The sequence below is a fragment of the Vibrio sp. 2-Bac 85 genome (assembly GCF_037546705.1).
In the GTDB taxonomy this organism is placed as follows: Bacteria; Pseudomonadota; Gammaproteobacteria; order Enterobacterales; family Psychromonadaceae; genus Psychromonas.
Genome location: NZ_JALAAB010000021.1, coordinates 46620 through 71408, shown reverse-complemented (window position 1 = coordinate 71408; position 24789 = coordinate 46620). Strand labels below are relative to the sequence as shown.

Here is a 24789-nt window from a genome sequence, read left to right as displayed (position 1 = left end):
TTGATAGCCATCATTAGTATTTAAACAGCTAATTAAATTAAAAACTAACTGCAATAAATCGCAAATATACAGCCCAACAAAATTTTCACTTGTTGGGCTTTATTTTTCTAGGATATTTTACGTTAAATAGGATCGCCTAGATTTTAAATACTTCAACTGACTTGCTCAATACCGTAGCAATGGTTGATAACTCTTCAGATCTTTTACTATTATTCGCAGAGCCTTCAAAAGTGACTTTAGCAATATCATTTATTTCAACAATACTCTCGTTTATATCACCGGCTACCAAGGTTTGTTCTTCTGCAGAAGTAGCAATTTGATTATTCATATCTTGAATCACTGAAATGGCTTGACGTATTTGCTCTAAAGCATTATTCGCTTGTTGTGATTTCTCCGCCGTCATCTGCGCATTATTCACATTCACTTGCATCAACTCAACTGAGTTTTTAGATTCATTTTGTAAACTACTTATCATTGCTTGAATTTCTGTAGTGCTTTCCTGTGTTCTATTTGCAAGGCTTCTAACCTCATCAGCTACCACGGCAAACCCTCGCCCATGCTCACCGGCTCTTGCCGCTTCAATGGCTGCATTTAACGCTAATAAGTTAGTTTGATCAGAAATACTACGTATGACCTCAATAATACTGCCAATATCATCAATTTCACCTTCTAATTTAGTCATCACCTGTTGCACGCTGGTAATACCGCTAACTAAGGTTGAAATATCAGTATTCATATCAAGCACAACGTTAATGCCTTGGGTAGATTGATGATTTGCTTCATCAGCAGCTGAAGAAGCTTGCAAAGCGTTACGTGCTACTTCATCAACTGTAACCGTCATTTCATTCATCGCCGTGGATGTTTGCTCTAATTGCACCATCTGCGACTCTGAACTGCTATTAACACTCGAAGCCGACTCTGACATCATAGTTGACACACTATTAAGCTGTCCTGATGAGAGATTAATATTTTCAATAATTCCCTTCAGGCTACTTACCATGGTTAATACGGCTTTATATACACCTGTTTCTTGGCCATTAGCAGGGGTAATTGACTTTAAATCGCCACTCGCTATTTTTTGTACAATCGCTTCGATATCAGCAGGTTCTCCACCAATAGGACGATACATTAACTTAATAATAATGAGATAAATGCTATATAGAGAAATAATGATAAAAGCTAATGCCATCCATAAACTGGTTGCAAGATTATCATTCGATGCTTCATTGATATTATCCCAACTACTCCATGCCCAAACTGTCCAGTTCATACCTTCAATACGTGTTGCGGCTACGTCATACTCAGCGCCTTCAAAACTATAATCATGGTGGCTTACGCGATCATTTTTAAATTCTTGATAAGAAGGACGAATGTGATATATATTTTTCCCAATTAACTCACTATCTTTTGCCGCCAATAAGTAACCATCTTCACGACTAACAAAAATATTATTCTCAGGAGTTAATTTTTTAATGAAATCGGTCACCTGATTAATACCAATATCAACGCATAATGCCCCTATTATTTTTCCATTACGTTTTACAGGCACCACTAATGCCATCACTGCACCGCCAAAGTTACTCATATAGGGTGTAGTAATAATTTTTTCTTCGCCATTAAATGCACGAAGGTACCATTCACGCTTTTGTTCTTTTGCGTTAAACCCTTCAATCAAACCATCGGCTGCATCGGAATAAGTTTTTGCATCCTTAGTCGCAACGTAAGCTTCAAGCACCCCTAGATTCTTTTTCATCAGATGTAACGTTGAAACTGTCTTATCTATATCGAGTAATCCTGTTCCATCAATTTCAATATCATTCGCGATTAAATTAAGCACATCAAAATAACGTTCCATTTTTTGTTCGACGGCTTTAGAAATTAAAAACGATTGATTATCGAGTTTAGCAATATAATTTTCCGTAGAAGATGATTTGAAATTATTAAAACCAACCCCCGATACCAATAATATTGAAGTTGCAAATAGCAACCCTATTAACAACAACATTTTAGCTTTTACAGTCATGCTTTTTCCCTGAAGAGTTTTACGAGTGACTCTTCATATAATTATAATTTTATGGATTGAATAGTTTTTTAGATGCTTTGCAGATTAGAATAAACCAGTAAATACGCCCCTACTAATAACACTAAAGCCATAAATAATTATTTATGGCTTTAGTGTTGAGATAATTGTTTAAGTCACTGCTTAACTATTTATTTGAACTGCTACTTAAAGCAGCAACACAAATAATGACACGTTGCTTACTTCATATTTAGAATTTAAGTAACTGACTTATGCTTTTGAATTTAAATAGTTGAGGACAACTTCGTGATGGTCTTTAGTTTTAAACTTGTTGAAGATATGCTCAAGATTTCCCTGTTCGTCGATTAAGAATGATGTTCTCACTACGCCCATATTCTCTCTACCCATAAACTTCTTCAACTGCCAAACACCATAGTCTTCACAGGTGCTATGATCTTCATCGCCAAGTAAGGTAAAGTTTAGCGATTGTTTATTGATAAAGTTTGTTAATTTTTGGGGCGTGTCAGGGCTGATACCTAATACCACAACATTTAAATCCGTTAGCTCATTTTTACTATCTCTTAAGGCACAAGCTTGTGTCGTACAGCCAGGTGTTGATGCTCTAGGATAAAAATACACCAACACTTTTTTACCAAGATAATCACTTAAATTAACAATTGAATTATTCTGATCTGGTAATGAAAAATTTGGCGCGCTGCTACCGATTTCTAACATACAATTTTCCTTGTAAACTAATGATTAATTTTAATTTTTCTATTTATTACTCTTTATTTCTATCGATTTAAATATTTGAATAAGAAACACTTTTTGCCTGCACTAGCTTAGCGGCAAGTTATTCATATTCTTTAACATTTATTTAATAATTGTTGACGATTCAAGAGATAAACCTTCTTCTATTTCAGTTTGCGTGTTCGGCCATGCATTTAAAACCGCTTTAACTAATGTGGCTAAAGGAATAGCAAAAAACACTCCCCAGAATCCCCATAACCCACCAAAAATAAGTACAGAAATAATAATCACAACAGGGTGTAAGTTAACCGCCTCTGAAAATAGAATCGGTACAATTAAGTTACCATCAAGCGCTTGAATAATGCCATAAGCTATCATCAAATAGGCAAATTCAGGAGAGATCCCCCATTGGAATAGAGCCACCACTGCAACAGGCACTGTAACCGCTGCCGCACCGATATAAGGAATGAGCACCGAAAGTCCGACCAATAAGGCTAATAAAGCAGAGTATCTTAAGTCCATAATAAAAAAAGTAAAATAAGTCGCGACTCCAACGATCAAGATTTCGGTTATTTTACCGCGAATATAATTCATTATTTGACCATTCATTTCCGACCAGACTTGTGCGGCTAATTTACGATTTTTAGGCAAGAAACGCGTGCTACTTTTAATTAATTGGTTTTTATCCTTAAGCATAAATAGCATCATTAATGGTACTAAAATCGCATAAACTAACAGTGCGGCAATATCTAATAAAGACGCAAATGATTGAGATAGGAGAAACCCACCACGCTCTAATAAATAACTTTTTATAGTGCCAATAATATGCGTAATAGTGACCGGATCAATAGCCTCGGGATATTGCGTTGGCAACGTTAAAATATAAGCCTGTCCCTGATTTAACATGGTCGGTAAATCACGAATAAAGGCGGCGCCTTGTTTGAATATAGTCGGTAACACCCCCAAAAAAGCAAACATAGCAACTGAAATAAATAACACCATCACTATCAAGGTCGCTAATGTTCTATTGATTTTGAAACGCATTAAATGAGTAACAGGCCAATCTAATAAATAAGCCAAGACAATCGCCACAAATAAAGGAGTCAGTATATTCCCGAAAAGGTAGATGACGATAAAAGAAAACAGTAATAAAAGGAACAAAACACTTAAATTGGGGTCAGAGAAACGTGTCTTATACCATTGAAATAGTTGCATAAACATTCAATATTGATCCTTATATTAATTACAAGGTGTCATTTTACAGAGTAATAGACACTGGTGATGCGCTTTAAAAATAACCTGAATCGCAGAGCTTAAAACAAGCGACAAGTTATCTAACATGTGCAAGTACAATTAATCACTCAACTTAACTAATAATGTAGTTTGATCGCAGCTATAGCAATAGTTTTTTTTATCCAAATATAATCGTAGATCTTGCATTGCAGCTTGGTTAGAGAAAAGAATTTTAATGTCCACGGAATGCTCAGTCTTAATTAAAGTTTGCTTTAATAAAACTAATGCTAATGGACAACGTATATTACGTAAATCTAAACAGTACATAGAAGTAACTTATAACGCTATAAAACATTAATTGTACCATCTTGTTAATTTAAATAGTTGCCAATAAATACTCAGGAAAAACAAAATGGGGTTGTTTGCGAAATAATAAGCCCCCTCTTTTTTAATGTGTAAGGCACCCATTAATCGAGTTGGATGATATGATGCTATCAACATCTTTGATATCGAGAATGTTGTAATAGGCTAATTTAAATAACTTTTAAATAAATAAAATAAACTGGAGTAAAGAATGCTTTACAAATTAAAACTATTTGCGGTGTGTTTTTTTCTCTTATGCCAGTCTCCTAATAGCCTAGCCAACAATGACCTACCTGAAATAGGAACGGTTGGTTCTGGTGTGCTCACTATCGAAAAAGAAAAGCAGTATGGTTGGGCTTTTAATATGATGGCAAACCAATCATTACCTATTATTGATGATCCAGTTTTAAATAATTATATTGCAACGCTTGGGCAAAATATTGTGGCCAACGCAGATTCAGTAAAGCTTCCCTTTAAATTCTTTCTAGTCGAAGATGATGAAATTAATGCAGCCGCTTTTTTAGGCGGAAATGTAAAAATCAATACAGGGTTATTCCTCTATGCAGCAACGGAAAGTGAACTTGCCAGCGTAATTGCACATGAAGTAGCGCATATTACACAACGCCATTTAGCACGAATGTTAGAGCAACAATCGATTAGCAACCCCGCTTCTATGGCCGCCATGGCTGGTTCTATTTTACTCGCTTTAGTCTCTCCCGCCGCAGGTATCGCAGCATTAACATCGACAATGGCCATCAACATGCAAAGCCAAATTAACTATACTCGCCAAAATGAGTTTGAAGCGGATCGGATCGGTATTCAAACCCTCGCCGCAGCGGGTTACGACCCCTATGGAATGGCTGATTTTTTTGGTAAATTGGCTGAAAAGTATAAATATGCAAGTCTACCTCCACAAATGCTATCAACTCACCCTTTACCAGAAGCTCGCTTGTCCGAAGCACGTTTACGCGCTAGCCAATTAAAAAAAACAAATATCAATAACAGCTTGAATTACCAGCTAAGTAAGGCACGCATCTTTGTCAGGTATTATCGCCTGAATGCTCCGGTTTTAATTAACAAGTATCAAGGTGAGTTACAAAACCACAAGTATCAACTTAAACAGGCTGCAGAGTATGGTTTAGCATTGGCTTATTTTAAAAACAAAGATTATGACAAAGCACAGGAAATTAATAAGAAGTTGTTGAATGATGATATTAATAATCTATTTTATATCGATTTAGCAGCAGATATTGCCTTAGCCACTAATAAGGAAAAAGACGCAATTCAATTATTGATGTCATACGATAATAACTTGTCGGGTAATGAAGTTATCCTGCTCAACTTAGTCATTGCTTTGCAGCAAGATCAACAATATGTATTAGCTGAAAAGAAATTAGAGTTCTTTGTACGTTCTCATCCTAAACATGTCCTCGCTCATAAGATAGCCATTACTCTTTACAAAAAAATGTTAAACAAATCAAAGGAGCATGCTATGCGAGCAGAATATCTCGCGTTATTAGGCCGTTTTAGAGAGGCGTCACAACAAATGGGTAGCGCATTAGCTTATGCAGACAATAAGCTGGATCAAGCACGTTATAGCGCCAAAATTGAAGAGTTCAGACGTGATGATATTCGATTACAGGAACTGCAACAGTAACTCATCAACTTTTTCAAATCTTAGATTAAAATAATAAGAGGTGGGGTTAATTGTTATCCAATGCAGCGGCTCTGTTCGGTCGCTACTAAATAATACTCAATGCAAAGAAAATACCTACCAATGTCGCACTCATAAAGTTAGATAACGTACCAGCTAATATTGCCTTTAGACCTAGACGTGCAATATCAGCACGACGGCTAGGCGCAATAACACCCAAGCCACCTAACAATATAGCCATTGATGACAAATTAGCAAAACCACATAATGCGACGGTTAAAATAACCTGTGTATGTTCGCTGAGTATATCTCGCACATTAATAAATTCGATATAAGCGACAAATTCATTAACCACTAACTTTTGCCCCAATAAACTTCCCGCTTCTAGTGCTTCAAACCATGGGATCCCCAATATAATAGCGATTGGAGCAAACAAATAACCTAAAATAGATTCTAAGGTTAATGTTTGTATACCAACCACATCACCAACAACTCCCAAAATATCGTTAATTAAAGCAATAAGTGCAATAAAAGCGATCAGCATAGCACCTACATTAAGAGCAAGCTTAAGACCTGAAGCAGCACCACTTGCCGCAGCATCAATCACATTAACGGGTTGAGCAAGGTTATCTTCATCTTGTAACTCAACTTCATCAAAATCAATTTTGGTTTTTTCTGTTTCAGGTTCAAGCAGTTTTGCCATTAATAAACCACCGGGCGCAGCCATAAACGAAGCGGCAATAAGGTAATCTAAACTCACTCCTAGCGACGCATACCCTACCAATACAGATCCCGCTACGGATGCTAACCCACCACACATAACAGCAAACAGTTCAGAACGAGTCATATTTTTAATATAAGGTTTAACTACCAATGGTGCTTCCGTTTGCCCAACAAAAACATTAGCCGCAGCAGACATTGACTCACTGCGACTGGTACCTAATACTTTTTGTAAAAAACCGCCGAAAATTTTAATAATTACCTGCATAATACCTAGGTAATAAAGCACCGCCATCAATGAGGCGAAGAAAATGATAATAGGCAAGACTCTAAAGGCAAAAACAAAACCGCCAGCACCAAAGATTTCGAACATTTTTCCCGAGACTAAACCACCAAATAAAAAGCTAACTCCAGCATTGGCGCTATCAATAACACCCTGAACCGCAGCGGACATCCCCTGTAGAAAATTAGCCCCCCATGGCGTAAAGATCACTAATGCAGGAATAAATGCTTGTAATATAAATGCCCTACTGACTGTTCTAAAGTTGATAGCATGACGATCACTTGAAAACATCACGGCAATCGCTATCAAGCAAAATAGGCCAACAAATCCAAACAGTATTTCCATAAGTTTCTCCATTATTCACTTACATGGGGGAGCGGATTCAACATTGAAGTCATAAAAATTGATACAAAAAAACACACTCGAAAGTGTGTTAAAAATTAAATGTCATATTCTACTAAGCATAAAATTCTGTTGATTTTGATGATTATCAAAATCAAAATAACAACTTAGACTTTTCAATGCCTAGATTTAAAAATAATTATATAACAGTGCTGTTGATAGCTAAACAAATTACATCATCTATTTTTAAAACCTTATCTGGCATTGATAGATGACTTAACAGTTCGGCTATTTAATGAGAACAAACATGGGAAAAATTGAGGTTATTTAGCCTCAATTCGGAATAACGGAAAAGAACGTTTTTATTATCTGGATCTATTTTTATTTTTTGAATCTAAATGTAGAAACGTTAAATTTTAAATATATCAGCAGGGTAATTTTGTAAAGTTCAAGGCACACTATCAAATCAATAACTGCTTATTGGAAGATAGATTAGTACAGAAACCCACAGAATTAACTGTGCTGAATCGCCTTGCTTATCTTGAGGTTAATTTAGAGCTTAACTTTCAACTTATTATCCAACTTAACCTCCAAATTAATCTCCAGCAGAGGCTAGCTATAAAACTTTTTGGAAGTGAGCATTATTAGCAGGATCCACAGTAAAACCCATTTTAATTAAATAGTCCTGATGCACAGGATCTAAAACCGTCACATTTAGTGACTTAACACCTTTTTCCTTTAAAAAATGGCGATGAGTTTTAAAATAATAAGCACCTAATTTATAATCCCGATAACGTGGTAGCACATAGTCTAAATAGATATCAAAACAACCATCTTTTTTAACGGTTCCAATCAATAAACCAGCGATATTGTTGTCTCTCAATAAATAAAAAACCTGATTAGCTTGGCACAGCTGCTGAATAGAACTTTGCATCGTAATTTGTTGTTCATTATGACGAATGAAGTGCCACAAAAACTCTGAGTCAATGTTAGTTGACACTATTTTAAATTGTTCTTTAGTGGAATAGATGCCATATAAGAAGTACAAGTTAATCGCAGCGATGCCAAGATTCATCGCCAAGGTAGGCCATGAGTCAATGAAATAAGCAAAAGTAGCAAACAGTAAACAACCGATAAGATTTATAAAACGTAATTTAATAATCGAGGTCATAGTAAGAGAAATTAATACAACCAATGACGCAAAGTAACCAAACCATTCAACCCAATCTCTCAAGATTGATTCAATCATAATTCAAACCTCCCTTTTTAAGCTTCTATTTTAATATAAGCCCTTGATTAATAGTGCGACTGAAGTACTTTGGTCCCTTACCAATCCATATGTTGATTGTAGATATTGGTAAATAACCGAAATAATCACTTCATCGCCTAAGCCCATCGTATCCATTATCTTTGGGCACTTTTTATTAGCTGCACACTCCTGTGTTAGCTCAAAATAGCAAACTAGCGACTCAATTTTGCTAAAACTAATAATAAGTAATAGTTAGTGTAGAGACTGATTAAAAATATAATGCGATAAGAATCAAATAAGCTTGAGGAAATTGTCGGTTTTTTTATATTTCGAGATACAAAGTGAGTAAAGAACCTAATCAGCTAGCTGATTAGGTGAATCATTTAACAAAAAAAGCGATTTAATGGCCTAATAACAACGTAATCGCGGATAGTTAAGTTGATCGCTACACTGAAAAAAATAACAAACATTTAAGCTTTAAATCAATTATTTATGCAGGACTTCAGTTACTGATTAAAGTACAATCTTGGTAATAAACATCACTTAAAAAATACACGGGTCATTCTATTTACGACTAACCTCCTCAATATATGTTCGAGATATTTATGGATAACAATTTACTGCTTTTATTTATTCCTACTTTTTTTGCCGTTTCTATCACGCCAGGGATGTGCATGACACTTGCAATGACGTTAGGTATGACGATTGGTATTCGCCGTAGTTTATGGATGATGATGGGCGAATTAGTTGGTGTTGGTTTAGTCGCATTATCAGCATTAATAGGTGTCGCTACCCTATTATTAGCAAGACCAAACTTATTTTTAATCCTTAAATATGCAGGTGGTGCGTATCTATTATATCTAGGTATTCAAATGTGGCGCTCGCGCGGTAAAATGGCGATCCCTTCCACTCCCGTCGATAACCAAGCAATTAAGCGAAGCGCACTAATAAGCCAAGGATTCATTACAGCAATTGCGAACCCTAAAGGTTGGGCATTCATGATCTCTTTATTGCCTCCTTTTATTAATCCAGATAGTGCGTTATTACCGCAAGCCTCCCAATTGATTGCCGTAATATTATGTTTTGAGTTAATTTGTATGTTGCTTTATGCAACGGGTGGCAAAACGTTACGCCACTTATTACAACAGCAAAGCAGCGTAAAAATATTAAACCGCATCGCCGGTTCAATGATGATGTTTGTCGCATTATGGCTAGTGGTCAGTTAAGTAGTTAGGTGGATAGTAGGCAAATAGGTAGATGATAAATAGGTAAATAGGTAAATAGATAGATAAATAACTCGCTAATATCTTAACTATTTAATACTGCTGCTAGTTTGAGGCTAAAAATATAGTTTAGTGGTTTTAATTAACATTTTCGAACCAAGAAACAGGCTTAAATAGCAACGTCCTAGTGAGATACTTTATACTTAGCCAACTTAACTTAGTTTAAGTTGGCTTTATGGTTCGCTATTAAAGTTAATTGCCCCTCATACATATAGGAATAATCTATGACCATAATGCAAAAAGTGCTTTGGCTGATTGCCTCTCTTGGTAATTTTTCAGCAGTCTACTTTTATATACAGGCTCAAAATGTATTTAGTTTGATCATACTTCTATTTACATTGGCATATACAGCTATTGGTCTCTACGATATTTTTCGTAGCCCGCACACACTCAATCGCCTCTATCCCGTTGTAGCTTATTTACGCTATTTTCTAGAATCTTACCGAGTTGAAATTCAACAGTATTTTATAGCCAATGACACCGAAGAGATGCCCTTTAACCGAGAACAACGCACGCTTATTTATCAACGATCTAAAAACCAACGCGATACCATTGCTTTTGGTACCCAACGCAATTTGATGGAAGATAATTATTTAAGCTTATGGCATTCACTGTCTCCTGCTCATGTCAAACCCGACGCTAAGCGGGTGTTGATAGGAGAAGCAAACTGCAAACAACCCTACTCCGCATCATATTTCAACATTTCTGCTATGAGCTTTGGCTCACTAAGCCCCAATGCAATTGAAGCACTTAACCTAGGTGCTAAAAAAGCAGGGTGTTACCATAATACAGGTGAAGGTGCAGCAAGCCCTTATCACCTTAAACATGGCGGTGATATTGTGTGGCAAATTGGCTCTGGCTTATTTGGTTGCCGTGATGAAAATGGTCGATTTAACCCAGACAGTTTTACAAAAACAGCCTCACGAACACAAATAAAAATGATTGAAATAAAGCTTTCTCAAGGTGCAAAACCTGGCCACGGAGGGGTATTACCTAAGGCAAAGATTACCGATGAAATTGCACGTATTAGACAGATATCAAAAGATCACGATTGTGTTTCACCTGCTGTTAATCCTGAATGCACGTCACCTAAAGCGCTATTAAATTTTGTTCAGCAATTACGTGAATTGAGTGGTGGTAAACCTGTCGGATTCAAATTATGCGTCGGCAATCCAGCGGAGTTTCTCAGTATCTGTAAAGCAATGATAGAAACCGGCATTACGCCGGACTTTATTACTGTTGATGGTGCAGAAGGTGGAACAGGAGCCGCGCCCGTTGAATTCTCAAATAGATTAGGCTTAGTATGCTTAGAGGGAATTAGTGTCGTTAATAATGCCTTAATAGGAGTTGGGTTACGCGACAAAATCAAGATTATTGCCTCTGGCAAAACAGCGTCTAGTTTTGATCTATTAGCTAAAATAGCAGCTGGGGCTGACCTTGTTAATGCGGCACGAACCATGATGTTAGCATTAGGTTGTATCCAATCCAGACATTGTAATACTAACCTTTGTCCAACGGGAGTTGCGACACAGGATCAAGCAAGATCTGAAGCTCTCGATATAACAGTAAAAAGTGAACGAGTTAAAAACTATCATACCAATACCATGGCTAGTTTTTTTGAACTGGTGGGTAGTATGGGGCTAGACGATCCTACCAAACTGATTCCTCAGATGATCAAGCAACGCACATCCAATGGTGGCCAAATATCCGTCAATAGCTTTGCAAAACCACTGACATTAAATGCATTAATAGAAAATAAAGATCTCAACAAGTGTTGGCAACAATGGTGGCAAGCAAGTAGTGCAGAGCGATTTTATGCCGATGACTTATTTATATTGAAATCACCGGAACTTAGCTAAAATTAATGGAATTTACCCAGTAGGTAATTACTGGGTAAAAGTGATGCTACACAGAAATACTCGGTTTAATGAATAGCAATGCTCAGGTTACTAGCTGGACTAGTATTCCCTTTTTTTACTACATCACTTCGAACAAAAAAGCGCCTCAGCGCTTTTCTTTAATATTAACCACCTGACACTTATGATAGGCGTTGCCAGTGTTGCAAAATAAGTGCAAACATCAGGCCGCTATAAAAAGTGATTATTTATTAGAGACAGTAATGCCGTTATCAGCAATCACTATATCGCCATTTTTATATAACTGACCTATTGCCTTTTTAAAGTTGCCCTTGCTCATTTTTAAAATTTTCGCAATTTGCTCAGGGCTACTTTTATCTGATAATGGCAAGAATCCATCGTGTTGTCTCATGGTTAATAAAATACGATCCGACAATCCGTCCATTTTTGCATAACCAGTTTGCGTTAAACTCAGGTCAATTTTGCCATCTTCACGAATACGTCTGATGTAACCTTTACATTTTTTGCCAATACCCAAATCACCGAATACATCACTTTCAAAAATAACGCCCCAATGTAAGTTATTAATAATCGCTTTAAAGCCAATGTCGGTACGATCTGCAATCAATAAATCAACCTTTTCACCCACTTTATAGTTTGCAGGCACTTTATCTAAAAATCGATCCAACTTAGACGAAGCTAATAGTCGCTCACTGATATCGTCTTGGTATACATAGACTATGTATCCTAAGCCCGTTTTCATAGCTACTTTCTGCTGATTGAATGGCACTAACAAATCTTTTGGTAGGCCCCAATCTAAAAATGCACCTGCGCGGTTTGTATCGACTACTTTTAATGACGCAAATTCACCCGCCATCGCTTTTACATGTTGTGTCGTCGCGATCAAACGGTCTTCAGAATCAAAATATAAAAATACTGAAATAGTTTGCCCTATTTGCATACTTTCAGTGACGTAACGTTTAGGTAATAAAACTTCACCTAAATGAGAACCTGCATCTAAATACAGGCCAAAATCCACTTCTTTAACGATCTTAAGTTCGTTATAAGTGCCTACTTTAATCATAATTCTCTCTTTTTAAATACACCTCATTGTATGAGGTGTTTATTGTTTGGGTTTATCAATAACCGCTACAGTTAATCGTGAGGTGCAGATTAACTGTTGGCGTTCATTACAAATTTCTATTTGCCAAATCTGCGTACTATAACCAATGTGGACCGCCGTTGCAGTCCCTGTCACAGTGCCTTTTTTAATACTTCTAACATGATTAGCATTAACTTCTAAGCCAACACAAACCTTGTCATCTGCAACTACTAAATTAGCAGCCACACTACCGAGTGTTTCAGCAAGCACAACTGATGCGCCGCCGTGTAACAAACCATGAGGTTGATGTGTTCGTGTATCAACAGGCATAACTGCTTCAATAAAATTGTCACCAATTTTAGTATATTCAATACCTAATAGTGCAATAATCGTATCTTTACTGATTGCATTTAATCGAGCTAAATCAGTGCTTTTCTTCCAAATACTCATCGTGCCCCTTAGATTAACTATTGTTTATTGGTGATTATGTTAGCTATCATTTAACGTTAATGTTTTATCTCAATCCTAGATAACAAAAGTGCCTTTTTATTTAAATCTAGCACTGAGGTTATTTATAATAAACTTAATAAAGCTTGTACTGGGTGCTTTAGTGTTTCGCCCTCAATACGTTTAACTTGGCTACGACAGGAATATCCAGTTGCTAAGCATTGAGCACGTTCTCGTTTAGCAATTTCAGCTTCCCAACTTAAGCTATAAATTGCTTTTGAATCAGCTAGTTTACCTGCATCGTGGCCGTAAGTACCAGCCATACCACAACATCCAACTGCAACTTCTGATAATGAACCGCCAAAATGTTTAAAAATCGTCACCCAATCATTGCCCGCCATTGGCTCTGCAGTTTTTTCAGTACAATGTCCTAATAAGTAAAAGTCTGCATTACTAGCAGGTTTAACACTCCCCTTCAAACGTGGTTTTAACCATTCTTGAAACAGTTGAACATTAAATTCACCACGCTCATGACCTAGCGCTTTTTTATATTCGTCACGGTAACAAAGCACCATTGCAGGGTCAGTACCAACCATAGGGATAGACAGCTCAGCCATTTGATTCAAAAATGCGGCCGAGTCTTTAGCTGTTTTAGCGAATTGACCCAAAAAGCCTTTAATATGCTGCGCTTTACCATTTGGTTTAAAAGGCAGTAATACTGGCTTATAACCAAGCTTTTTGACCGTGAGTATTAAATCACGAACCACATCGGCATCATAATAAGTAGTGAACGGGTCCTGTACTATTAACACATAGTTTTCACGCTCAGTTGCACTTAATGCCTGTAATTTAGTTAAATCAAACTCAGTAATATCATGTTGATTTAATGTAGATTTTAGAGTCGGTGTAGAGAGTTGTGGAATATCTACCATACCCACTACTTTCTCCGTTAAAGTCGAAGTGACTTTTAACCCAGTGAAGAAGTTAAAAAATCTCGGCATAGTGCCCATTATCGGCGCGTATAGCTCAACATAAGCGACTAGGTAGTCTTTAACAGGACGTAAATAGCGATCGTGATACAAGTGAATGAAGCGTGACCTGAACGTCGGGACATCCACCTGTATAGGACACTGGGACGTACAAGCTTTACAGGCTAAACAACCTTGCATTGCCTCCATCACTTCATGTGAGAAATCATATTCGCCGTTACGTTTAGCTAAGGTATTTTTAAACTTAGTGAAAATACTGGCATTTTTACCCGCATAAAGGTCACTTTCTAATGCTAATACATCAATGTCATTATTCGCTAATTGACGTAACCATTCTCGCATTAGACCAGCACGGCCTTTAGGTGAATGTACACGATCTTTAGTGACTTTAACCGAGGGGCACATTGGCGATTTTGTATCGTAGTTAAAACACAATCCATTACCATTACAATCAAGTGCTTGCGAATAACTTTCTCGTACTTCAATCGGGATTTGACGATCGAATGTGCCTCGTTTAACCGCGTCAACACTCACTAACTGTTCAGTTGAATTTAAAGGGGTACAAATTTTACCTGGATTAACTCTATTATTTGGATCAAAAGCAGCTTTAATTTTTCGCAGCTCATTAAATAACACTTCACCAAAAAATTCAGGGCCGTATTCACTTCTAAATCCTTTACCATGCTCGCCCCACATCAGGCCCTTATATTTAGCCGTTAATGCCACCACTTTATCTGAAATTTCACGCATCAGCTTTTCTTGTTCAGGATCACAAAGATCTAAGGCTGGGCGAACATGCAATACACCAGCATCAACATGACCAAACATGCCATAATGTAATCCATTGTCATCTAACAATTGGCGAAATTCATTGATATAAGGTGCTAAATTTTCTGGAGGAACACAAGTATCCTCAGCGAATGGAATGGGTTTAGCACGAGTATCTGCTTTACCTAATAACCCAACCGCTTTTTTACGCATACCATAAATTTTATTAATATCTGCTAAATCACTACAAATTTGATAACCAATAACACCCGCTTCTTTATTGCTAATTAAACCGTCCAGCATCACGATAAGCGCATCAATTTTTTGTTGTTGTATGGTTTGATCCGATTCAGCAAATTCAACAATATTAATACCATCTAATACTTGTCCTGGCACATCGGTAATGAGATCTTTTACGCTATGCCATACGATATCTTGTTTTGCCAAATTTAAAACTTTTGAATCAACTGTTTCTACAGATAATGCATCCGCTTTTACTAAAAAAGGCGCATTTTGTAATGCAGATTGAAAACTATCATATTTAATATTGAATAACGTACGATAAGTAGGGATAGGTTGTACATGTAATGTTGCTTCAGTAATAAAAGCTAAAGAGCCTTCCGCTCCACATAAAATACGCGTTAAATCCACCGTGCCCGATTCATGGTCATAAACATGTTTTAAATCATAACCGGTTAGAAAACGATTTAACTTAGGGAATGTGTTTTCAATATTGTCCTGCTGAGATTCACAAGTTTCGATAACCTGACGATAAATTGCACCTATTGAGTCTTCTCGTTCGACTTGCTCTATCAAATCAACCGCGGCCAAAGGTTTACTTTTTAATAAACTACCGTCAATAAGGACCGAAGTTAATGCTAAAACATGGTCACTGGTTTTACCGTAAGCCAAAGACCCTTGTCCCGATGCGTCATTACTGATCATACCGCCAATCGTTGCACGATTACTCGTTGAGAGCTCTGGGGAGAAGAATAAACCATGCGGTTTTAAATAATCGTTTAATTGATCCTTCACAACGCCAGTTTGTACTCGAACCCAACCTTCTTTAGGATTGATCTCAAGGATGTTATTCATATGCTTAGATAAATCTAAAACAATATCATTAGTCAGAGACTGACCGTTAGTTCCCGTACCACCACCGCGCGGTGAAAAGCGTATATCAGCAAATTCGGATTGTTGGGCAAGTTGGCAAAGGGTAATAATATCTTGCGTCGACTTAGGGTAAATAACTGCCTGCGGAAGGCATTGATAAACACTGTTATCCGTTGCAACAGCTAAGCGGCTAGCATAACTTTTTGCAATTTCACCTGCATAATCACTTTCGCTTAATGCTTTGATAAACGCAAAAGTATCCTGCTTGATATTCTCTTGATGGTTTAAATTTGGGATCATGTGTAAAACGCTCTAATCTATTAATGATATACGGGGGATAAAAAATAGCTTCAGATAATAGCATAAATAACCGTAAAACAGATGATAAAATAGGAGTTTTACTATTAAAATTATTGCCTATTTATAGGGCTGGGAGTGGTTTTGATATTCGCTAGATTAATCATTTATGCTAAATTCAGTGCATTAAAATAACTAAGTCAGAGGCTTAGATTAGAGCCTCTGGAAAGGTTCTATTATTAAACACCTCGTATTTAGATTAAGGTGCTTAATACAAAAACAATAAATAAAGAGTTCCAAAGCTTAAAACCTAAAACAACTTAAAAAGCGTAGTTAGTTAACTTTTCCTGTGGAAAAAATTTAGGTTCTTCTGGCTCAGGAGCCGGCGTAGTTGGTTGAACTGGCGCAACGGGCGTTGCAATAACCACGGGAGCAATAGGCTGATAGGTTTCATCCTTTTCACTCAAACAAGCAAAAACTAAGGTTGTTTTGGTATCATTACCAAAAAATCCGGTGTATTCATTGAGATGTTTAACTTCCATATTAAGCTTTTTCTCTAAACAATAAGCGTTTGCTTGTGCCAGAATAGAGGCTAATAAATCATCTTCTTCACTTGAAAAAGTCGCAGGCTGTTTGCTTATAACATAACTGTCTTCCCCTGCCTCAATAGGACCAATAGAAACCGATGAACAGCCCGCTAAATACAACATACTGAACATTAAAATCAATGCTTTACTGACCATAATCACGTCTCTCACTTAAATAATACTAATGTAGGTTAAATACCTAAAATTAACGCGCATTATACGTACTTTTAAAGCAGATTCCACGCGTCAAAAAAAAATTATCAATATTCAATGACAAATATTAAATAACTTTGACATTTTTACTCTTACAAATGCGCGCAGCTTATTTGGTTAGATATTTGATACCGATTCCACTAAATAATAGCTCAATCTTGCTGATTAAAATGCATCTTTTTTGCGTTAGATATTTTACAAAGAGAACAACTTTTTTACGCATGACTACTTTAAATTGGCTCATTTTTCCTGCGCAATAATTATTCGCAGTCTTAATGGGGTAGGGATAACTTACATTAACGATATTTAAGCCCAAAAAAATATGAGTCTTAAAACGAAAAAAGCCAATACCTCGCACAAGATATTGGCTTTTATTTCATTGGCTTGCAATTACAGTGTCAAGTCAAAGCAAGTCAAGAAACGTTAACTAATCTTTTAATAAAAGAGTACTGATTGTTTCAATTCCGTGCCCTTTGCCACCAACAGACCATAGGCCGTTTGCAGCCAATTGGTAACTACCAGACAGATCAAAGTGGACCCAGTTCTGCTCAGGTTTTTCAACAAACTTAGCAAGGAATGCAGCTGCGGTAGAAGCGCCAGCCATGCTTTCTCCGCCACTATGAATATTGGCAATATCAGCAAATGCAGAACTAATTTGTTGCAAGTGGAAAGGGGCTAGTGGTAGACGCCATAATTTTTCATTGCTATCTTTTGCAGCTTCTAATGCAGACTCAGTGAACTCATCGTCCATACTTAGAATACAGTTATAATCACGCCCAACAGCCGCTTTAGCCGCACCTGTTAACGTTGCTGCATCGATGATCAGCTTTGCACCATCTTCTTGTGCGGCAATTAAACCGTCGGCCAACACTAAACGCCCTTCTGCATCAGTATTTAAAACTTCAACGCTAACACCATTTTTATAATTAATTACATCACCTAGTTTAAAGGCTTTGCCACTCACCATATTTTCTGCGCAGCATAAATACAATTTAACGCGCTTTTGTAAACCATTGGCAGCTGCTAATGCTAAAGCACCAGTGACCGTTGCTGCGCCGCCCATATCACTTTTCATGGCAGCCATAGATGCACTTGGTTTTAAACTGTAACCACCAGAATCAAAAGTGATCCCTTTACCCACTAACGCAAAATCAACGGGCGCATCTTGATCACCACTTGGATTGTAATCCAGTTGCAACATGCATGGCATATTAGTACTGCCTTTACCTACCTCATAAATACCAACATAACCATCGGCATTGAGTTGTTCACCCAAAATCAGTTTGTATTTTAAAGGCACTTTATCAGCACAAACTTGTTCTAATAATAGACACGCTTTTTCACACAATACTTCAGGAGTAACTAATGCAGGCCCTAGATTGATAGTTTCACGAACCCATTCGCTGATTAATTTTTTGTTTTTTAGCGCACTAATTGCTTCATCATCTAATTCAGGAAATTCAACATTAGCGCCTGTTTTTGCATTATAGAAACCTTGGCAAAATGCCCAACACAAATCAGAATTCCACTGTTCTCCAGTTAATTTTATATTGGGTAATGACATATTATCTAATTTACGCGCTGCACTTTGTACCTGTGATAAAACATCATTGATATAATCAATATGTATCGTCGCTTGTTGCTGATCAAAAGATAGAAGTGCATTCTCCCCCCAAATTGGATGCGCTTTTTGATCAGATAAATTAACTAGAAATGGCTGGCTCATAAGATTCCTTAATTGGCAAAAACGCGAGCCTAGGCTCGCGTTTATTAATTGATTACATTAATTATTTTCATCAATCCAACAAAGTTGAATTGCTTCTAAAATACGTTCACTACAATGTTCTGGGTCATCATCAAATTCCTCTAAAGCTAATACCCAATCACGTAAATCTGTAAAGCGTATTGCTAGCGGATCTTGCTCTGGATATTTATCAATTAACGCTAATGCAATATCTAAAGAGTCTATCCATTTTAAGTTCATTTCAGCGTTCCTAAAAATAATACGACAACAAAAATTTAATCATTAACTTTAGCTTAATTTATTAGATAAAAATTAATGCCCTTCCGACACGATATTAACCGTATACTTTGGAATTTCAACTACTAAGTCTTCGCCATGTAAACACGCTTGACAACCTAAGCGAGACTCAGGTTCAAGGCCCCATGCTTTATCTAGCATATCATCTTCTAATTCATCACTTTCTTCTAATGAATCAAAGCCTTCACGTACAATGACATGACAAGTTGTACAAGCACATGATTTTTCACAGGCATGTTCAATATGAATTTTATTCTTTAAAGCCACATCTAAAATGGTTTCGCCATCCTTTGCTTCAACAACCAAACCATCTGGACACAACTCTGCATGCGGTAAAAATATAACTTTTGGCATCTTAAAACCTTTCTAATTTATTGAATTTAGCTTAAATTTCGTCAACGGTATGACCCGTTAAAGCAGCTTTGATTGATACATCCATACGGCGCTCTGCATAGTGGTCCGTTAATTTATCGATTGCTTTAATAGCTTCTTTAATCGCATCGATATCATCGCCATCAGAGAGAGTAATTAATGCATCAATTGCTGTCGTTATTTGTTCATACTCTTGCTCATTAAGTAATTGCTCGCCATCTTTTTTCATTGCCGCTTGTAAATTTTCAACGACGCGTTTAGCTTCAACCTGTTGCTCAACTAACATACGGGCTTGAATATCTTTTTCCGCAAATGTCATTGAATCGGACAACATCATCATTACCTGCTCATCGCTTAAGCCGTAAGTTGGTTTGACTTCAATATAAGCCTGAACACCCGATGATTTTTCCATCGCAGTCACACTTAATAACCCATCAGCATCCACTTGGAACGTAACACGAATATGTGCTGCACCCGCGGCCATTGGCGGAATATCAGTTAATACAAATTTAGCTAAAGAACGACAATCACTGACTAATTCTCGTTCACCCTGTAATACGTGGATCATCATAGCCGTTTGGCCATCTTTAAAAGTAGTAAATTCCTGTGCACGCGCTACGGGTATAGTCGTATTACGAGGGATCACTTTTTCGACGAGTCCTCCCATCGTTTCTAATCCCAAGGATAGCGGTAAAACATCAAGTAATAACATTTCAGAATCAGGTTTGTTACCCACTAAAATATCAGCTTGAATAGCTGCACCAATGGCCACTACTTTATCCGGATCAATACTGGTTAATAATGTTCTACCAAAGAACTCAGAAACAGCTGAACGCACTAATGGTACTCGGGTTGAACCGCCCACCATGACCACTTCAACCACGTCTTCAAGTACAACATTGGCATCTTTTAATGCACGTTTACACGCACGTACTGTTTTCTTAACTAATTTAGCAATTAAGGTTTCAAAAACATCTTTACTTAACGTGCCAGTCCAACCAGCTTGTTGCAATGTAATGTCAACTTGATCTGCATCGGAAAGTGCTTGTTTAGCTGCGCGAGAAACTTTTGATAACTCCTGCTGTACCTGAGGAGAAACTTTACCTTCAATCCCCGCTTGTACTTGGATCCATTTTGCAATTTCAGCATCAAAATCATCGCCGCCTAATGCAGAGTCTCCACCCGTAGCTAATACTTCAAAAACACCTTTATGTAAGTGTAAAACTGAAATATCAAAGGTACCGCCACCTAGGTCATAGACAGCAATCAGACCTTCTTTACCTGAGTCTAACCCGTAGGCAATAGCGGCAGCAGTGGGTTCATTTAACAAACGTAATACATGTAAACCGGCTAAACGAGCGGCATCTTTTGTACCTTGACGTTGTGCATCGTCAAAATAAGCAGGTACTGTGATAACCACCCCACTCAAGTCACCTTGTAAAGATTCTGTTGCACGTTGTGCCAACACTTTAAGTATTTCAGAAGACGCTTGTACTGCATTGATAGGGCCGCATACGGTATTGATTTGTGCTAAACCACTTTCATGAGCAGAAAATTCATAGGGAAGATGTGTTTGATCTAGGTCAGCCAAAGATTTACCCATTAAGCGTTTTGCTGATACTAAGGTATTAAGAGGATCACTTACCGATTTTTCTAAAGCGCTTTTACCAACTAAAACTTGCGGCGTATTTTCTGCAGATAAAGCATAGTTAACGACTGATGGCAGCATATCTTGCTGCTCAATATCCTTAAGCGTTGTTGCTTCACCGCTGCGCACGGTAGCGACTAATGAATTGGTGGTACCTAAATCAATACCCGCTGCGAGTTTATGTTGATGGGGTGCTGCTGATTGACCAGGTTCTGCAATTTGAAGTAATGCCATGCGTTGATAATCCTATTATTTTTCGAGTATTACTAATCGAATAATTTTTCTTCTAATAACTCAAGCTCAACTTGAAGTTTTAGCATGAATTTTAATTTGCGGATAAGGTTTGCCGTAGTTTCTAATTGTTCTGCTTGTAATGCAGTTTCAATTTCTGCTTCTAAACCTTTAACTAAAGCAGAGATATCTTGATTGAACTCTTCTATTGCTTGTTCATCATCTTCGGTGAAGTTAGCAACTTTTTCTCGCCACTCCATTTGTTGAATTAAGAAACCAGTATCCTGAAGGGTACGCTGTTCTAATTCAATATCTAACCCACTCAGTTTCAAAATATACTGGGCACGCAAACAACTGTCTTTTAAGGTTTGAAAAGCATCATTAATTTCTGTGCTTTTTTGCATAGCTTGCAGGCGCGTGCGATCATCTTGCATTGTGAATTTATCTGGATGGAATTGTTTTTGTAAGTCACGGTAAGTTTGAGATAACCGAGTTTGATCGACAGAAAATTCAACAGGTAGAGAAAATAACTCAAAATAGTTCAAAACGATTTCCTAACTTGTTAATAATAAAACAATAAAGTCCGACCATACTAGTGTATTAGTCAGACTTCAATAATATCGAGACTTGCGTTTTTTATACGCTAAAGCTTTCACCACAACCACATTCACCATTGGTATTAGGGTTGTTAAATTCAAAACCTTCGTTAAGACCTTCTTTAACAAAATCTAACTCAGTACCATCTAAATAAAGTAAGCTTTTTTTATCAACAATAATATTAACACCTTGGTCGGTGAACATTTCATCATCGTCGTTTAGAATATCTACAAACTCAAGTACATAAGCCATTCCAGAACAGCCTGAAGTTTTAACACCGATCCGTAAGCCTAGGCCTTTACCACGGTTTTTTAAAAAATTTGATACATGCTTTGCAGCAGCTTCTGTCAGTGTAATAGCCAAAATCGACTCCGTTTATTTAATTCATAAACACGCTAATTGATAGCACAACACTATCACTTAGCTATGTTTTTTAAGCATTTTTACTTTTGTAATCTTCAATTGCCGCTTTAATTGCATCTTCTGCAAGAATAGAACAATGAATTTTTACAGGAGGTAAAGCAAGCTCAGCAGAGATTTCAGTGTTAGAAATTTTTCCAGCTTCTTCTAATGATTTACCTTTCACCCATTCAGTTACTAATGAGCTAGAAGCAATTGCACTACCACAACCATAAGTTTTAAACTTAGCGTCTTCGATGATACCGTTGGCATCAATTTTAAGTTGTAACTTCATCACGTCACCACAAGCTGGTGCGCCAACCATACCCGTTGCAACGCTTTTATCATCTTTATCAAATGAACCAACGTTACGTGGATTTTCATAATGGTCGATTACTTTTTCGCTATAAGCCATGATTGTATTCCTTATATTCTTTTAATAGTGTTTACGTCGGTATTGATTAATGATGAGACCATTCAATACTGTTTATGTCGATACCTTCTTTGTACATATCCCATAACGGCGACATATCACGTAAACGGCCGATGTTTTCACGGATAATTTTAATAGCGTAATCAATCTCAGCTTCAGTAGTGAAACGGCCAATACTAAAACGGATTGAACTATGTGCTAATTCGTCATCGCGACCAATTGCACGTAAAACATATGAAGGCTCTAAACTCGCAGAAGTACACGCACTACCAGAAGAAACAGCTAAGTCTTTCAGTGCCATTACTAATGACTCACCTTCAACATAGTTAAAGCTGATATTAATATTGCCTGCAACACGATTTTCCAACGAACCGTTCACATACACTTCTTCCATATCATTAACGCCATTTAATAGACGATTACGTAATGCTAGAACACGTTCGTTTTCGCTTGCCATCTCTTCTTTTGCGATTCGGAATGCTTCACCCATTGCTACAATTTGATGCGTTGCTAATGTACCACTGCGCATACCACGCTCGTGCCCACCACCATGCATTTGTGCTTCTAAACGAATACGCGGTTTACGGCTAACATATAATGCACCGATACCTTTAGGACCGTAAATTTTATGACCAGAGAAAGAGATTAAATCCACTTTCATTTTTTGTACGTCAATTTCAATTTTACCGGCACTTTGTGCTGCATCCACGTGTAAAATAGTCTTATTGGCACGACATAATTCACCATATGCTGCAATGTCTTGAATAACACCAATTTCGTTATTCACATGCATCAAGCTTACTAATACCGTGTCGTCTCGTAATGCTTCTTTTAATTGTTCAGGTGTTACGATGCCATCTTCTTTTGGGTCAAGGTAAGTAACTTCAAAACCTTCACGCTCTAATTGACGACAAGTATCTAAAACGGCTTTATGCTCAGTTTTAGCGGTAATAATATGTTTACCTTTTTTCTGGTAAAAATGTGCAGCACCTTTAATTGCAAGGTTATTTGATTCAGTAGCACCTGATGTGAAAACTATTTCACGAGAATCTGCATTTAATAAGTCGGCAATTTGCTCACGAGCAATATCAACGGCTTCTTCAGCCTGCCAACCAAAACGGTGAGAACGTGACGCTGGGTTACCAAAGTCGCCATCTACTGATAAATACTGCACCATTTTTTCAACAACACGAGGATCAACGGGGGTAGTTGCTGAATAATCAAGATAAATCGGTAATTTCATTTTTTTCTCCACTGCCCTTATTTAGAGATAATATTAAGCAGTTCGTTATTAGTAAATTTATTATTTTGTTGTTCAGAAACATGCTGTACATGTTCACTAGCCATTAATTCATCTAATGTTATGCCGTCTAAAAATGAACTAATTCTGGTACTTAATTGTTCCCATAAAGAATGCGTCAAGCACTGTACGCCATCTTCTTGACAACCACCTTTACCTGAGCATTTACGCACATCAACGCTTTCATTTACGGCATCAATAATCATTGACACTGAAATCTCTGACTTGCTTTTGCCCAACTTATAACCGCCACCGGGGCCGCGCACACTACTTACCAGCTCTTTTTGCCTAAGCTTTGAAAATAATTGCTCCAGATAAGAAAGCGATATTCCTTGGCGCTCAGAGATCTCAGCAAGGGGCACTGGGCCATTGTGCTCTTTTATTGCAACATCTAGCATCGCAGTGACCGCATAACGGCCTTTTGAAGTTAATTTCATAGTAGAGTTCGCTATAATAAGTGTTTTACAACCATATCGGTTAAAACGAATGACTTAATGCA

22 protein-coding genes are annotated in these 24789 nt (G+C 37.3%); 3 read left to right on the top strand and 19 right to left on the bottom strand.

Going from position 1 to position 24789, the window contains the following annotated elements; genetic code table 11:
• Positions 1–136 precede the first annotated feature (136 nt).
• The 4 genes from MT390_RS17790 to MT390_RS17775 form a co-directional block, all read right to left on the bottom strand.
• Complete coding sequence (locus tag MT390_RS17790; RefSeq protein WP_499442476.1) at positions 137–2023, bottom strand: methyl-accepting chemotaxis protein; 1887 nt, start codon at positions 2021–2023, stop codon at positions 137–139.
• Positions 2024–2290: 267 nt separating this feature from the next.
• The gene (bcp, locus tag MT390_RS17785; protein ID WP_499442474.1) at positions 2291–2755 is read right to left on the bottom strand and encodes a thioredoxin-dependent thiol peroxidase; all 465 of its coding nucleotides are present in this window, start codon (positions 2753–2755) and stop codon (positions 2291–2293) included.
• 138 nt (positions 2756–2893) lie between these two features.
• Positions 2894–3991: an AI-2E family transporter gene (locus MT390_RS17780; RefSeq protein ID WP_166370583.1), complete on the bottom strand. Its 1098-nt coding sequence runs from the start codon at positions 3989–3991 to the stop codon at positions 2894–2896.
• A gap of 132 nt (positions 3992–4123) precedes the next feature.
• Positions 4124–4330 carry a sulfurtransferase TusA family protein gene (locus tag MT390_RS17775; protein WP_166370585.1) on the bottom strand — a complete coding sequence of 69 codons (207 nt, stop codon included), beginning with the start codon at positions 4328–4330 and terminating at the stop codon, positions 4124–4126.
• Positions 4331–4577: 247 nt separating this feature from the next.
• Between MT390_RS17775 and bepA the strand changes: the two genes are divergently transcribed.
• A complete protein-coding gene (gene bepA, locus MT390_RS17770; RefSeq protein WP_499442472.1) occupies positions 4578–6023 on the top strand; it encodes a beta-barrel assembly-enhancing protease in 1446 nt (481 codons plus the stop codon).
• Positions 6024–6108: 85 nt separating this feature from the next.
• Here bepA and MT390_RS17765 read toward each other — a convergent pair whose 3' ends face one another.
• Positions 6109–7368: a NupC/NupG family nucleoside CNT transporter gene (locus MT390_RS17765; protein WP_499442470.1), complete on the bottom strand. Its 1260-nt coding sequence runs from the start codon at positions 7366–7368 to the stop codon at positions 6109–6111.
• A 613-nt stretch (positions 7369–7981) separates the two neighbouring features.
• Positions 7982–8614 carry a hypothetical protein gene (locus MT390_RS17760; RefSeq protein WP_299665529.1) on the bottom strand — a complete coding sequence of 211 codons (633 nt, stop codon included), beginning with the start codon at positions 8612–8614 and terminating at the stop codon, positions 7982–7984.
• A gap of 605 nt (positions 8615–9219) precedes the next feature.
• Here MT390_RS17760 and MT390_RS17755 point away from each other — a divergent pair.
• Both MT390_RS17755 and MT390_RS17750 read left to right on the top strand, forming a co-directional pair.
• The gene (locus MT390_RS17755; protein WP_166370591.1) at positions 9220–9840 is read left to right on the top strand and encodes a LysE family translocator; all 621 of its coding nucleotides are present in this window, start codon (positions 9220–9222) and stop codon (positions 9838–9840) included.
• A gap of 281 nt (positions 9841–10121) precedes the next feature.
• On the top strand, positions 10122–11756 hold the full coding sequence (locus MT390_RS17750) for an FMN-binding glutamate synthase family protein (RefSeq protein WP_499442467.1): 1635 nt from the start codon (positions 10122–10124) through the stop codon (positions 11754–11756).
• A 241-nt stretch (positions 11757–11997) separates the two neighbouring features.
• Here MT390_RS17750 and MT390_RS17745 read toward each other — a convergent pair whose 3' ends face one another.
• The 13 genes from MT390_RS17745 to iscR form a co-directional block, all read right to left on the bottom strand.
• Positions 11998–12837 carry a CvfB family protein gene (locus MT390_RS17745; RefSeq protein WP_299665522.1) on the bottom strand — a complete coding sequence of 280 codons (840 nt, stop codon included), beginning with the start codon at positions 12835–12837 and terminating at the stop codon, positions 11998–12000.
• 39 nt (positions 12838–12876) lie between these two features.
• Complete coding sequence (locus MT390_RS17740) at positions 12877–13305, bottom strand: hotdog fold thioesterase (protein WP_166370597.1); 429 nt, start codon at positions 13303–13305, stop codon at positions 12877–12879.
• 122 nt (positions 13306–13427) lie between these two features.
• On the bottom strand, positions 13428–16472 hold the full coding sequence (gene ydiJ, locus MT390_RS17735) for a D-2-hydroxyglutarate dehydrogenase YdiJ (protein WP_499442464.1): 3045 nt from the start codon (positions 16470–16472) through the stop codon (positions 13428–13430).
• A 317-nt stretch (positions 16473–16789) separates the two neighbouring features.
• The gene (locus MT390_RS17730; protein ID WP_299665513.1) at positions 16790–17212 is read right to left on the bottom strand and encodes a hypothetical protein; all 423 of its coding nucleotides are present in this window, start codon (positions 17210–17212) and stop codon (positions 16790–16792) included.
• 484 nt (positions 17213–17696) lie between these two features.
• Positions 17697–18995 carry an aminopeptidase PepB gene (gene pepB, locus MT390_RS17725; RefSeq protein ID WP_499442461.1) on the bottom strand — a complete coding sequence of 433 codons (1299 nt, stop codon included), beginning with the start codon at positions 18993–18995 and terminating at the stop codon, positions 17697–17699.
• A 57-nt stretch (positions 18996–19052) separates the two neighbouring features.
• A complete protein-coding gene (iscX, locus tag MT390_RS17720; protein ID WP_499442459.1) occupies positions 19053–19253 on the bottom strand; it encodes a Fe-S cluster assembly protein IscX in 201 nt (66 codons plus the stop codon).
• A gap of 72 nt (positions 19254–19325) precedes the next feature.
• The gene (fdx, locus tag MT390_RS17715; protein WP_166370607.1) at positions 19326–19664 is read right to left on the bottom strand and encodes an ISC system 2Fe-2S type ferredoxin; all 339 of its coding nucleotides are present in this window, start codon (positions 19662–19664) and stop codon (positions 19326–19328) included.
• A 31-nt stretch (positions 19665–19695) separates the two neighbouring features.
• Entirely contained in the window at positions 19696–21564 is a 1869-nt protein-coding gene (gene hscA / locus MT390_RS17710) for a Fe-S protein assembly chaperone HscA (RefSeq protein ID WP_499442457.1), read from the bottom strand.
• A gap of 32 nt (positions 21565–21596) precedes the next feature.
• Positions 21597–22106 carry a co-chaperone HscB gene (gene hscB, locus MT390_RS17705; RefSeq protein WP_499442455.1) on the bottom strand — a complete coding sequence of 170 codons (510 nt, stop codon included), beginning with the start codon at positions 22104–22106 and terminating at the stop codon, positions 21597–21599.
• A 91-nt stretch (positions 22107–22197) separates the two neighbouring features.
• Positions 22198–22521, bottom strand: coding sequence for an iron-sulfur cluster assembly protein IscA (iscA, locus tag MT390_RS17700; protein WP_499442454.1), 324 nt, complete (start codon positions 22519–22521; stop codon positions 22198–22200).
• A 70-nt stretch (positions 22522–22591) separates the two neighbouring features.
• Positions 22592–22972: a Fe-S cluster assembly scaffold IscU gene (gene iscU / locus MT390_RS17695; protein WP_028868609.1), complete on the bottom strand. Its 381-nt coding sequence runs from the start codon at positions 22970–22972 to the stop codon at positions 22592–22594.
• Positions 22973–23018: 46 nt separating this feature from the next.
• Complete coding sequence (locus tag MT390_RS17690; protein WP_166370615.1) at positions 23019–24233, bottom strand: IscS subfamily cysteine desulfurase; 1215 nt, start codon at positions 24231–24233, stop codon at positions 23019–23021.
• Positions 24234–24250: 17 nt separating this feature from the next.
• Positions 24251–24727: a Fe-S cluster assembly transcriptional regulator IscR gene (gene iscR / locus MT390_RS17685; RefSeq protein ID WP_028868611.1), complete on the bottom strand. Its 477-nt coding sequence runs from the start codon at positions 24725–24727 to the stop codon at positions 24251–24253.
• Positions 24728–24789 lie beyond the last annotated feature (62 nt).